The following is a 14,170-nucleotide window of genomic DNA, read 5'->3' on the forward strand; positions in this document are numbered from 1 at the left end:
GCGGCGGCACGGTGCGGGCGGTGCGGGCGGCACGGTGCGGGCGGCACGGGCGGTTGCGGGCGGTGCGGGCGGTGCGGGCGGTGCGGTGGGAGGGGGCCGCGGTGCGGGCGGCGCCCCCGGAAGGCTGTGCGGTCAAGGCGCCCGGCCGGGCTGATGCGCTGGTACGCGTTCGCCCGTAGGAGCAGTGCCGTCGCGGTGCCCGGCAGGTCGCCGTGTCCGGCAGGGGCGGGGGCGATGCGGTCCCGGCGAGGACGTGGGTCCACGGTGCCCGGCCGGAGGCCGCGCCTCGGCTGGCCGCAACCGAGGCGGGCCTCCGGCCGGGCGGTACGGGGCGACGGTCCGGGATGCCGTGCCCCGAAACCGGGGGAGGTTCCGCCCCCGGGGCCCCTCGCGCGGGCGTGGGCCCCGCGGGGCGGCCGGGTCACCCCGTCGTCGCTGACTCTCGGAAACGGGTCGTCCGGTGCACCGGGTCCGTGTCGATGTGCGGGATCACATGCTCCCCGATCAACTTGATCGTGGTCATCGTGTCCTCGTAGGAGATGCCGATCGGGAGGCCAAACGACAGCTGGTCCGCCCCCGCCTGCTCCCACCGCTTGCACTGCTGCAGCACCTCGCCCGGGTCGCCGCAGATCATCAGTTCCTCGGCGATGAGGAGTTCGACGATCTCGGGGGTGTAGTCGGGGAGGAGTTCGGGCCACTCGGGAATGCCCTCGGGCCGCGGGAAGGTGTCGTGGTAGCGGAAGAGGAGCGACTGGAGGTAGTTCAGTCCGCCGCCCACCGCGATCTCGACCGCCTTGTCGTGAGTCTCCGCGCAGATCGCGGTGGAGGTGACCATGACGTTGTCGTTGACGTAGTCGCCGACCGGCCGCGCATCCTTGACGGCGGTCTTGTAGGAGTCGACGACCCACTCCATGTCGGCGACCTTCTGCACGCTGAAGCCGAGGACGCCCAGCCCCTTCCGCCCGGCCATGGCGTACGAGGACGGGGAGCCCGCCGCGTACCACATGGGCGGATGGGAGGGCCCGTACGGCTTGGGCAGCACCTTGCGCGGCGGCAGCGACCAGTGCTTGCCGCGGAAGCCTACGTACTCGTCCTGCAGCCACATCCTGGGGAACTCGGCGATGGTCTCTTCCCAGATCTCCTTGGTGTGGTTCATGTCGGTGATGCCGGGAAGGAAGCCGAGGATCTCGTGCGAACCCGCCCCTCGGCCCGTGCCGAACTCGAAGCGGCCTTCGCTGAGGTGGTCGAGCATGGCTGCCTTCTCGGCAACCTTGACGGGGTGGTTGACCGGGGCGAGGGGGTTGAAGATGCCCGAGCCGAGGTGGATGCGGTCGGTGGCATGGGCAAGATAGCCGAGGTAGACGTCGTTGGCCGAGAGGTGCGAGTACTCCTCCAGGAAGTGGTGCTCGGAGGCCCAGGCGTACTTGAAGCCGGACTTGTCCGCCTGGATGACGTACTCGGTCTCCTCCATCAGCGCCTTGTGCTCGGCGAGCGGGTCGGTCTCGGCGCGCTTGCCCACGTATCCCTGTACAAAGAGCCCGAATTCCAAGGGGGTCACCACCCGTTCCCAGTTTTCTGACGCTCCGTCAGATACATCGGGGTCGACTCTCGCACCGCCCGCCGGAGCCGTCAATAGCCGACGGTCGGCGAGCTGACCGAGCAGATGACTTCCCCGCCACCTTGTCGGTTGCTGTCCGGACCCTCCCGCCGGGGTGCCTCCTCGGGGGAGTTACCGTACGTCGGCCCTGTGCCTGGTCGCACGGGTGGACGAAAGGAGTCGAGGCGGCATGAAAACCCGTCGTACCTGGCGCAATGCGCCCAAAAAGTCACAGGAGAGCGGGCAGAGGGCCGCCGGGGTGGCCCGGGCGCTGGGCTCCCCGCCCGGGGCGTTCCGGGGGCGGTGGGCGTGGGTGGCCGGGAGTGTCGCCGTGCTGGTGGCCGGTCTGGTGGGGACGTGGCTGTGGCTGGGCGGGGAGGAGGAGTCCACGCCGCCGGATCCGCGGGCGCGGCAGTACAAGGACTTCAACGCCTGTCTTCTGACGGACGACAAGGGGATCACCTCCGGCACGACCGCAGCGACGGTGTGGGAGGGCATGCAGGAGGCGTCCGGGGACACCCGGGTGCGGGTCACATATGTGCCGGTGACGGGAGAGCAGACGGCCGGGAACGCCCTGCCGTTCATGAACGGTCTGCTCCAGCGCAAGTGCTCGGTCGTCCTCGCGGTGGGCGAGGCGCAGGTGAAGGCGGCGGAGCAGCGGGCGGACGACCACAAGGACATACGGTTCGTCACCGTCGACGGAACGAAGAAGGGCGCGAACATCACCGCCGCGCCGTCCGGGGATGGCGACGGGCTGAAGAACACGGTGGCGGACACGATCCGAGGTGTCGTCGAGGCGTCCGGCGTCTGACGGCTGAGCAGCAGGTTCCCGCGCCAGGGTAAAGATCACGTAATCCCTGCCCACTCAGGTGGAACTGACGTGCGCTCATCAGGCAGGCTCGCGAGGCTCATGTAAGCAACGCGTAAAGTTAAGGCCTGACCCATGCATCGTCGAAGGGTCCCCGGTCCGCGCCTGTTTCCGCCAGGTCGTTCTGGCAGACGCAGAGCGCGGGTGACCGCGGTCACCGCACTCATATCCCTCTCACTCCTGGTCAGCACGGAACAGGCGGTGGCCCAGGGGGCCACCCTGCCCTCGCTGTCCATGCCCAAGTTGTCCCTGTCGGGGCTGTGGCAGTGGATGAACACCTCGCCGCTGGACACACCCGACCAGAAGGGCGGCTCCGCCAAGGGCAAGAGCCACAAGGCGTCAGCGGACGACACCAGCGCCGACGGCGGCGTCGGCCGCAAGCCCGGTAAGGGCAAGGGCGAACTCGACCCGTACAAGCGGCCGGTCGACAAGGTCGAGAAGACCAAGACGGGCAAGGCGCCCGGCGACGCCGACAGCTTTGACCCGAAGTCCAGCAAGCGGGACGCGAAGAAGTCCACGGCCACCTCGGACTACTTCGTCAACGCCGACGGCTCCACCACCGTCAAGCACTACTCCTCCCCCGCCAACTTCAAAGCGGACGACGGCGCCTGGAAGCCCATCGACACCACTCTGGTGGAGGACAAGAACGGGCGGCTCGGCCAGCGGGCCAACTCCCTGGACGTCGAGTTCGCGCCGGACGCCGCCGACCAGCGGCTCGCGTCCGTGGACTTCGGCGACGGGCTCAGCCTGGCGTACTCCCTGCGCGGCACGGCGAAGGCCGAGCCGGAGCTGGACGACCAGAAGATCGTCACCTACCCCGGGGTGCTGCCGGACACGGACCTGCGACTGGTTCCGCTGGCCGAGGGCTTCAAGGAGCACCTGGTCCTGCACTCGCCGGACGCTCCGAACTCCTGGCTGTTCCCGATGGAGCTGAAGGGGCTCACCCCGCGCCTCACGGACGACGGGGACGTGGAGTTCACCGCCCGCAAGGGCGAGAAGGACAAGGTCGTAGCGACGATCCCCCATGCCTTCATGGAGGACTCGAAGATCGACCCGCGTTCCGGTGACGCCACCCGCTCCCAGGCCGTGACGTACGAGCTGGTGGAGGAGGACGGCAAGCCCGCGCTGCGGATGACGGCGGACGAGGAGTGGCTGAAGGACCCCGAGCGGGTCTACCCGGTCACCGTCGACCCGACCATCGCCGCGAGCAACAGCACCTACGTCCAGACCAACTACAGCGCCGACCGCTCCACGGAGAACGTGATCAAGGTCGGTTCGTATGACAGCGGCACCAACGCCGCCATCTCGTTCCTGCAGTTCTCGTCGCTGGGCAACACCCTCAAGGGCCAGCGCGTCACGTCCGCCAAGCTGAACGTGTACGCCTCCTGGTCCTCCACCTGCACCCCCCAGGTGTTCTACGCCCAGCCGGTCACCGAGTCGTGGTCGCCTTCCACGACGAAGACGTTCCCGGGCCCGAAGTTCGGCCCCGCGATCGGCTCGGCCACGCCGAACCCGGGCGCGTCCTGCACCAACACCAGCGCTTCGACGAGCGTGGGTGTGAAGATGCCGGTCACACTGGACACCGGGTGGTTCGACTGGGTGGCCACCGGCGGCGCCAACTACGGTCTCGCCCTGACCGCGCCGGTCAACGACAACCTGCACTGGAAGAAGTTCCACTCGGACAACTCCACAACCTCCGGTTTCCGTCCGGCGCTGGAGCTGACCTACACACCGAACACCAAGCCGCAGATCACGGCGCAGTACCCGCCGGTGAACTTCCAGGCCAACACGCTCCAGCCGGAGCTGCTGGTGTACGCGCACGACTCCGACAAGTGGCCGGCGGCGCTGTCGTACACCTTCGAGGTCTACGACGCGGACAGCGGCAGCACCACGCCGGTCGCCACCTCGGGTTCCCTGAGCCGCGGGGCCTGGCGGGTCCCGGCGGGCAAGCTGAAGTGGAGCGAGAACTACGTGTGGTACGTCGGGATCTCCGACGGCTACGCGGAAACGGTTCAGTCCGGCCGTTTCACCACTGCCGTGCCGCAGCCTCCGGTGACGTCGGGTCTGGCACAGAACACCGGCGGGCACGAGTTCGACCCGTCGGACGGCAACTACACCACCGAGGACGCCGACGCACAGGTGTCCGTCGTGGGTCCGTCGCTGGAGATCGACCGGTCGTACAACAGTCTCGACCCGCGCCTGGACAACGCCTTCGGCGCCGGCTGGTCCACGGTCGTGGACATGAAGGCGGCCGAGCACAAGGACCCGTCGGGCACGGTCACCCACGTCGAGATCACCTATCCGGGCGGTGAGCAGGTCGCCTTCGGCCGCAACTCCGACGGAACGTTCGTGCCGCCGCTGGGCCGCTACGCGCGCCTCGAGGCGGTCACCGGCGGCTACACGCTGACGGACAAGGACTTCACCGAGTACCGCTTCACGCAGGCGGTCACGGGAGAGGCCGACGCCTACGCAATCAGCTCGATCAAGGACTTCGCGGGCCGCACGGAGACGTTCACCTACACCTCCGGCAGCCTGACGAAGATCACGAACGAGACGTCGAAGAGGTCCCTGCACCTGACCTGGACCACCCCGGCGGGCGCGACGGCCGCGCATGTGGCGACGGTCGCCACCGACCCGGCCACGTCCGGCGATGCGACCACGGCGCAGACGTGGACGTACGGCTACGCGGGTGACCAGCTCACCAAGGTCTGCACCCCGGCCGACCCGCTGAAGTGCACCACCTACGGCTACACCACCGGCAACCACTACCGGACCACCGTCCTGGACGCGGACCCGTTCGCGTACTGGCGGCTCGGTGAGACGGCCGGCGAGACGGTCGCCAAGGACAGCATCGTCACCAACCAGGGCAAGTACAACGGTCTGTTCCACGATGTGGCCCTGGGCGCGGCGGGTCCGCTGGCCGGCTCCACACAGACGGCCGCCTCGTTCAACGGCACCACGTCGTATGTGGAGATGCCGAGCGCCCCGGGTGCGACCCCCTCGTACATGTCGGTGTCGCTGTGGTTCAAGACGACCACGGCCGGGGGCGTGCTGTTCTACTACGGCACCCATCCGCTCAGCGACCCCGACCCGGTGAACAACACCAAGTACAACACCCCGGCGGTGTACGTCGGCACGGACGGCAAGCTGCGCGGCTGCCTGGCCATGTCGCCCGGCTGCAGCCCGAACATCGTCTCCGGCCCCACCGTCACCGACGGCAAGTGGCACCAGGCGGTTCTGACCGGTCAGGCCAACAGCCAGACGCTGTACCTGGACGGTGCGAAGGTCGGGTCCCTCACGGGCACCATCAACGACTGGGACCAGCCCTACATCAGCCTGGGTGCGGGTGTGAACAACCAGGGCTGGCCCGCGATGAACCCGGACGACAAGCTCGGGCACTACACCGGTGACCTCGCCGAGGTCGCCATCTACTCCGAGCCGCTCACCCCGGCCGTGATCACCGCGCAGTACCAGGCCGCGAAGAACGCGGCGGGGCTGCTCAACAGGATCACCACTCCGGAAGGCAAGGTCCGCTCCGAGGTCGACTACGGCACCACCGACGACCTGGTCCTCCAGGCCACCGACGCCAACGGCGGCACCTGGAAGCTCAACCCGCCCACCGTCACCGGCTCGTCGCAGGTCTACCGGTCCGCCGTCATGGGCTCCGCCCCGGCCGGCTACTGGCGCCTGGACGACACGGCGGCTGCCCCGCAGGCCGCGAACCAGGTCAACACCGGTTTCGGCACATACAACACCGCAACCCAGGGCGTGACCGGGCCGTTCGGCGCCGGCGACGCCACGGCGGCGTCGTTCGACGGGGTCTCGTCGTACGCGGAGATCCCGTTCGACCCGTGGCACGGCTCCGGTGAGCGGGCGGTCGAGCTGTGGTTCAAGACCGGCTCGCCGGGTGTGATCCTGTCCGACCAGTCGAAGGACCCGGCCCTCGCGAGCCCGTCCGGCTCCTGGAACCCGGTGCTGTACGCGGGCTCCGACGGCAAGCTGCACGGTCACTGGTGGAGCGTGTCGGGCTCGGGCAGCACGGCCTTCGGCTCGACGAAGACGGTCACCGACGACAAGTGGCACCACGCGGTCCTGTCCGCCTCGGGTACGAAGCAGACGCTGTACCTGGACGGTGTGAAGCAGGGCGAGTACAGCGGCGCGGCGAAGGACCAGTCCAACACCAGGACCTTCGTCGGCGCGGGCTTCGCCAAGTCCTGGCACGAGTCCCCCGGTGACGTGAGCTTCTTCAACGGCTCCATCGCCGAGGTCGCCGCCTACGGTCACCCGTTGAGCGCGGCGGACGTCGAGGCGCACTGGAATGCGTACAAGTCGTCCTCCGGCGTGGCCCCGGTCAAGACGGTCAAGCTGACCGACCCGACCGACAAGACGCTGACGTACGTGTACGACGCGGAGATGGGCAACCGTCTGCTGGCCGCGATCGACACCAAGGGCAAGCGGACCACATACGGCTACGACACGGGCGGCTTCCTGCACACCGTGACCGACGCCAACGGCAACCGGAGCATCAACGGCCACGACGTGCGCGGCAACACGGTCTCCACGACCACCTGCCAGGACACGGCCGCCGACAAGTGCTCGACGGAGTACTACACGTACTTCCCGGACGCCACCACCGCGTTCCCCCCGATGGACCTGCGCAACGACCTGCTCCTCACCGAGCGGGACGGACGTTCCTCGGGCCCTGCGGACGACCGGTATCTCACCACGTACACCTACGACACGGCCGGCAAGCTCACCTCGGTGACCACCCCGCCCGTGGCGGGCCACCCCGACGGGCGCACCGCGACCACGACGTACACCACGTCGTCGACGCCGGCGGCCGAGGGCGGCACGGCCACGGTCCCGGCGGGGCTGCTGGACACGGTGACCACGCCTGGCGGCAAGAAGACCCGGCAGGTCTACCACGCCAACGGTGACCTCGCGGAGGTCACGGACGCCAACGGCGCCCGGGCGACGTACACATACGACAACCTGGGCCGGCAGCTGTCGAAGACCGAGTACTCCGACGGCACCCCCGCCGGTCTGACCACCACGTTCACATACGACAAGAACGACCAGGTGGCCACCGAGACCGGCCCTGAGGTCACCAACCGGGTGACCGGCGCCGTCCACCAGGCCAGGACCACGACCGGCTACGACGCGGACGGCAACGTCCTGTCGCAGACGGTCTCCGACCTGACCGGCGGGGACGCGGCGCGGACCGTGTCCATGACGTACGACGCGTGGGGCCGCATGGACTCCCGCACGGACGCGGGCGGCGACACCACGTCGTTCGCGTACGACGTGTACGGCAACAAGGTGAAGGAGACCGACCCGGACGGGACGGCCATGACCTTCACGTACGACGCCGAGGGCCGGGCGCTCACCACGAACCTGCTGGACTTCGTGGGCGACCCGAACAACCCGTCTGCCCCCAGCACCCTGGTGACGGAGTCCCGGGCGTACGACCCGGCGGGCCGGCTCGCGTCCCTCACCGACGCGATGGGGTGGAAGACCGAGTACACGTACACCGACGACGGCCTGTCGGCCTCGGTGGTCCGCAAGGACCCGCAGACCGGCGAGTCGTTCACCGAGCAGGCGAACACGTACGACGCGGCCGGGAACCTGATCAAGCAGGTCACCAACGACGGGCAGACGACGCACACCTTCACGGTGGACGCGTCCGACCGCGTGATCTCCTCGGTCCTGGACCCGGGCGGCCTCGGCCGCACCACCACCGTGTCGTACGACCCGGACGACAACGTCGTGACGGAGAGCGAGTACGACCCGGCGACGGGCGAGAAGAGCACGCTCGACCGGCTCTACGACAACCTCGGCAACGTCACCGGCACGACCGTCCACGACGGCACGGTGGCGCCGGTCGCCCGCTACAAGCTGGACGAGACGACCGGCTACGACGTCGGCGACTCCTCCGGTGCGAACCACACCGCCACGCACGGCACCGGCATGCACTGGAACACCGACCGGGGCGGCAGCGCCGTCTTCGACGGCGACAGCGCGTCGTACGCGCAGACGGACGGGCCGGTGGTCAACACCAGCGGCAGCTTCACCGTCTCCACGTGGGCCAAGCTGACCGACACATCGGTCAACCACACCCTGGTCTCGCAGGACGGCGAGCAGGTCTACCGCCTCGTGCTCTACTACTCCACGGCGGGCGGCTGGTCCTTCGGCGGCCGGGCCGCGGACAGCAAGAGCGCCCCCTTGGTCAGGGCCTACTCCGGCACCGACGCGGTGACCGCGAACGCCTGGACGCACCTGACAGGTGTCTACGACGCCGAGGCGGCGAAGATCCGTCTGTACGTCAACGGATCCCTTGAGATGGAGACCGCGTGGACTTCCCCGTGGGAGGCGAAGGGTCCGCTGCAGCTCGGCCGGCACAAGTACGGCACCGGCTACAACAACAACCACAAGGGCGGTCTGGACGACGTCCAGGTCTACGGTGAGGCGCTGACCGGCTCGCAGGTGTCGTCGCTGTACGGCGGCACGCTGCCGGCCGCAGGCAGCTCGGTCCAGTCCACGACGTGGAAGCTGGACCAGCGCGGTCTGCCGGTGTCGATGACCGACCCGAACGGCATCACCACCGACTACGGCTACGACGAGGGCGGCCAGCAGACCACGGTCACGGAGCCCGCCGTCAACGCCGAGCAGCAGGGCGGTACGCCGGTCACGGTCCGGCCGGTCACCATGATCGGCTACAACACCTTCGGTGAGCGGACCGAGGTGTCGGACCCGCTCGGCAACGTGGCGGTGACCACCTACGACGCCGAGGGCCAGGAGACCTCGGTGAAGCTGCCGAACTACACCCCGCCGGGTTCCGCGACCCCGATCGAGGCCATGGCCTGGACGGAGTACAACAGCCTGGGCCAGGCCACGGCCGAGGTGGACCCGCTGGGCAACCGCACCACGTACACGTACACCCAGCTCGGCGCAGTGGCCTCGGTCACGGAACCGGGCGGCGGTACGACGAAGTACACCTACGCCGACAGCGGCGAGCAGCTGTCGGTCACCCGGCCGAACGGCGCGCGTGAGGAGATGACCTGGGACTACCTGGGCCGCCCCCTCACCAGCACCACGATCGTGCGGCAGCCGACGCAGCGCGCCTACACCGCGATCAACGAGTACGACGCACCGGGCGGCGAGCTGTCCCGGTCGGTGAGCCCGACGGGCGTCGCCCAGTCGTACACGTACAACGCGGTGGGCGAGGTCACCGAGGTGACCGACGCCGCCGGTCAGACGACCAAGGTCACCTACAACATCGACGGAGGGATCCTCACCGCCACCGAGCCGGACGGCACCAGCACGAAGGTCGACTACGACGGCTTCGGCCGGCCGGTCGCCACGCACGACCTGGCAGCGGACGGCACGGTCATCCGCACGGCGCGTACCACATACGACCGCGCGGGCAACCCGGTCGAGGCGACCGACTACCGCGGCCACACCACCAAGCTCACCCTGGACCCGACGGGTCTGGTGACGAAGGCGGTGCAGCCGGTCTCGGAGACCGAGTCGATCACCACGACCTTCGGCTACGACGTGGGCGGCAACCGCACACGCTTCACCGACGGCCGCGGCAACAAGTTCCTGACCACCTACAACAGCTGGGGCCTGCCGGAGTCGCTCATCGAGCCTTCGACACCCAGCCACCCGGACCTCGCGGACCGCACGTTCACCACGGTGTACGACAAGAACGGACGCGTGGCCGAGCAGCGCTCCCCGGGCGACGTGGTGATCAGCAACGTCTACGACGCGAAGAGCCGACTGGTCCGCCAGACCGGCACGGGCGCCGAGGCGGAGACGGTCGACCACACCTACGCGTACGACTCCGACGACCGGCTGGTCGGGGTGGCGGGCGTCGGTGAGGAGACCAACACCTTCACCTACGACGACCGCGGTCTGCTGCTGTCGACTACGGGCCCGTCGGGCGCCTCGTCCTTCGCCTACAACGGCGACGGCGCGATGACCTCCCGCACGGACGCCTCCGGCACGTCGACCTTCGGGTACGACACCGCCGGACGTCTGAAGACGGTCAACGACGGGGCCACCGGCTCCACCGCGACCTACGGGTACGACGTCAACAGCAACGTCACATCCATCGACTACGGCACCGGCAAGGCGAAGCGTTCCTTCGGGTACGACGCCCTGCAGCGTTTGACCAGCGACAAGCTGACAGCGCCGTCCGGCACGGTCATGTCGCAGGTCACCTACGGCTACGACAAGAACAGCAACGAGACGTCGAAGACCACGGTGGGCGTCGCCGGAGCGTCCACGAACACGTACACATACGACCGGGCGAACCGCATCACGTCCTGGAACAACGGCACGAGCACGGAGGTGTACGGCTACGACGCGTCGGGCAACCGCACCCGCGTCGGCGGCGACACATACACATACGACGAGCGGAACCGTCTGACCTCGGACGGCCACAGCACCTACAGCTACACGCCGCGCGGCACGATGAGCTCCGTCGTGGACGAGGGCGGCGTGGTGACGCAGGTGAAGGCGGACGCCTTCAACCGCGTGATCAACGAAGGCGACCGCACCTACCAGTACGACGGCCTGGACCGTCTCCTGTCCGCCACGACCAGTGGCGGCGGCTCGCTGTACGACTTCCAGTACAGCGGCATGGGCAACGACGTGGCCTCCGATGGCGCGGCGTCCTACAGCCGCAACGTCGACGGATCGCTGCTGGGCGTGAAGACGCCGGTCTCGTCGGCTCTCTACCTGACGGACCTGCACACCGACGTGGTGGCGCAGTTCACCGACACGGGCGAGACGCTGACGGGTTCGGCGACGTACACGCCGTTCGGCAAGGTCGTCCAGTCCACCGGCATGATGGGCAACCTGGGCTACCAGTCCGGCTGGACCGACCCGGCCACCGCCAAGGTCAACATGGCCGCCCGCTGGTACTCCCCGGAGACCGGCCAGTTCAACAGCCGCGACACAGTCGGGCTGAGCCCCCTGCCGACCTCGGTGCGGGCGAACCGGTACGCGTACGCGGACCAGAACCCGATGACGATGACCGACCCGACCGGCCACTGGTCGATCGGCGGCTTCATCAAGAAGGCTGCGAACAAGGTCAAGAAGGTCGCCAAGAAGGTCAAGAAGACCGTCAAGTCGGCTTACAAGAAGACCAAGAAGGCAGTCAAGAAGGTCGCGAAGCAAGTCAGGAAGGCCGCCAAGAAGATCAAGAAGGCGGCCAAGCGGGTCGTCAAGCGGGCCAAGCGAGCTGTCCGCAAGACGGTGCGCTACGTCAAGGACAGCGTCAAGAAGGTCAAGAGATACGTCAAACGCACCTATAAGAAGGTCAAGAAGTACGCCCACAAGGTCGTCAAAAAGGTCAAGAAGACCGTAAGAAAGGTCGCCAAGGCGGCGAAGAGCGTCGGCAAGAAGGTGGTCAAGGCAGCCAGAAAGGTCGGCAGAGCTGTCAAGAAGGCCGCCAAGGCAACCGCCAACTACGTCAAGAAGCACGCCGCCACCATCGCCGCGATCGGCGTCGGCATCGCGGTCTTCGCGGGCTGCACGGCCCTGACCGCCGGAGTCGGAGCCATCGGCTGCGCCGCCCTCGCGGGCGCGGCGGCCAACGGCGTCGGCTACTTGATGAGCGACGGTCCCAAGTCCGTCGGCGGATTCCTCGGAGCCGTGGTCGTCGGCGCGGCGACCGGCGCGATCGGCGGCGCCATCGGCGGCGCGGTCAGCGGCGCCGCCTCCCAGGCGGTCGGCCGCCTGCTCAGCAACGTCGGCAGCCGGGTCGTGCAGGGCGCGGCCAGGGAGGCGGCCGGCGGTGCCGCGGAAGGCGCGGTCGAGTACGGCGTGTCCTGCGCGACCAGCCCCCAGGGCTGCAGCGCCGCCGGCGCGGCCACGGCCACGGCGCTGGGCGCGGCCACGGGCGGCGTCTTCGGCGCGGCGGGCAGCCGCCTCGGCCCGAAGTCCAAGCCGAACGCGGAGACGAGCTCGTCGTCCCCCCGCCAGTCGGCGACCTGCCCCGTGCGGACACCGCACAGCTTCACCGGCAAGACCGGTGTGCTGATGGCCGACGGCACGACCAAACCCATATCCGAGGTGAAGGCCGGGGACTACGTCCTCACAGCCGAGCCCGGCAAGAAGAAGAAGGAGAAGCACAAGGTCAAGAAGGTGATCGTCACCCTGGACGACCGCGACTACGTCGACGTCGTCGTAGCCACGAAGTCCGGCCCCAAGACGATCCAGACCACCAAGCACCACCAGTTCTACGAAGCCACCCGCAACTCCTGGACCCAGGCCACCGACCTGAAGGCCGGCCAGAACCTCCAGAACGCGGAGGGCGGACGCTCCTCGATCGTCGAGGTCAGGTCATACACCGCGGAGCGGATCACGTACGACCTGAGCGTCGAGGGCCTGCACACGTACCATGTGCTGGCGGGGGCCGAGGGCGTTCTCGTACACAACTGCGGTGGCAGCAATCCGGCTCATTCAGCCACATGCACGTGTGCGGCGGGAGGGCAGCCGCGTCTCCTCAACGGAACGATGGGAAGCAACCCCAATGCTCCGGTCAACCGTCTTGACCGTAGTAATCAGTATCCCAGCGGATACCGGGCTTCCACGCACCAGGAAATGGAGAGGCGATGGACGGATTCCAGCGGTAACTGGCTGGATGAGCAAGGTAGCATCATTCCTCGAAATGAGCTGACCTACGATCATGCTCCCCCTGTCGTCGACCACTGGAACACGACGGGCTTCAACACCAGTCGAGCGGCTAGGAATGACTACTTCAACGATCCAGACAACCTCGTGCCCATGCGTAGGGGACCGAACTCCGCTGCAGGTGGCAGAATGACGGCAAGGTACCGACAGGACACGGGGCCGAATTACTCACCGTAAGCGAAGGGTACGTGTGGTAGCTGTGGATATCGAGCGCGCTGTGCTGGAGAACGTGAATGTCGAGGACTTTCCCGGCCTCCCCATGGCGTGGCGATGGTCGCCCATGTCGAGGTTCGTCTTCTCCCTGGCGATGGATCGTGACGGCGACTGGGCTTACCAGGTGAACTCCATCGACGGTTTCGATGAGGACCTGGTGAGGGCAGTGCTCAGCTTCGCTCGGGAGCATCGCCTCGGGCGAGGCGAGATGCAGTCGTTCGCAGTGGCTTCCGGATTCGCGTCCGATCCCTATGGGTTCGACGTCGTTGCGGCGGTCCCTCCTGATGTCCACGGCTATCACGTCGGCCGGAATGATGCGCTGAACGAGGTTGTGAGCGCGGTATTCCCCGCATATCAGTGCGAGTTCTCAGGGAATGAGACGCTCGAGGAGACCAGATATCGGTTCAAGCGCATGCTGAGGCCGACGGTCATGCCTCGCCCGCCTGTTCCCTACCTGCGGATGCGGTATGAGAACACGAGAACAGGCAGCGGGAGCATCGGGTCGTCGCGCGGGTTCACAACACATGACGTGCTCCTCAGAGAGGTGGAACTCCTGGAAGGCGCCACCGGAAGTTTCGTCGAGTTCGAGAACTTCCGCGGCCAGGTCTGGCGCATCGAATGGGATGGCTCCTGGGTCCTCAACGGGGAACCCCGGGAAGCACCGGTGTCCAGTGCGTGGGTGATGGCCGAGTTGGGTCTCCCCTCCTGAGGGGAGATGCTGAAACGGAGCCCTCATCGACAGTGATGTCGATGAGGGCTCCGTGCTGTTTGACGGCACCCACCGCAGCCGC

The 14,170-nt window shown here is 67.9% G+C and carries 4 protein-coding genes; 3 read left to right on the forward strand and 1 reads right to left on the reverse strand.

What is annotated here, in order from left to right; translation table 11 throughout:
• Positions 1–421: 421 nt before the first annotated feature.
• On the reverse strand, positions 422–1,549 hold the full coding sequence (locus tag QCN29_RS32025; protein WP_279932568.1) for an LLM class flavin-dependent oxidoreductase: 1,128 nt from the start codon (positions 1,547–1,549) through the stop codon (positions 422–424).
• A gap of 238 nt (positions 1,550–1,787) precedes the next feature.
• On the opposite strand from QCN29_RS32025, the gene QCN29_RS32030 reads away from it, so the two are divergent.
• From QCN29_RS32030 to QCN29_RS32040, 3 genes are all read left to right on the forward strand, one after another.
• Entirely contained in the window at positions 1,788–2,408 is a 621-nt protein-coding gene (locus QCN29_RS32030; RefSeq protein ID WP_279932543.1) for a type 1 periplasmic-binding domain-containing protein, read from the forward strand.
• A gap of 201 nt (positions 2,409–2,609) precedes the next feature.
• Positions 2,610–13,343, forward strand: a complete 10,734-nt coding sequence (locus QCN29_RS32035) for a LamG-like jellyroll fold domain-containing protein (protein WP_279932544.1) — start codon at positions 2,610–2,612, stop codon at positions 13,341–13,343.
• Between the two features lie 40 nt (positions 13,344–13,383).
• On the forward strand, positions 13,384–14,088 hold the full coding sequence (locus tag QCN29_RS32040; RefSeq protein WP_279932545.1) for a hypothetical protein: 705 nt from the start codon (positions 13,384–13,386) through the stop codon (positions 14,086–14,088).
• Positions 14,089–14,170 lie beyond the last annotated feature (82 nt).

The sequence above is a fragment of the Streptomyces chengmaiensis genome (genome assembly GCF_029846775.1).
GTDB lineage: Bacteria > Actinomycetota > Actinomycetes > Streptomycetales > Streptomycetaceae > Streptomyces > Streptomyces chengmaiensis.

Coding starts and splice junctions, on each gene's coding strand:
- QCN29_RS32030 (WP_279932543.1), top strand. CDS start 1,788: ATGAAAACCCGTCGTACCTGGCGCAATGCGCCCAAAAAGTCACAGGAG.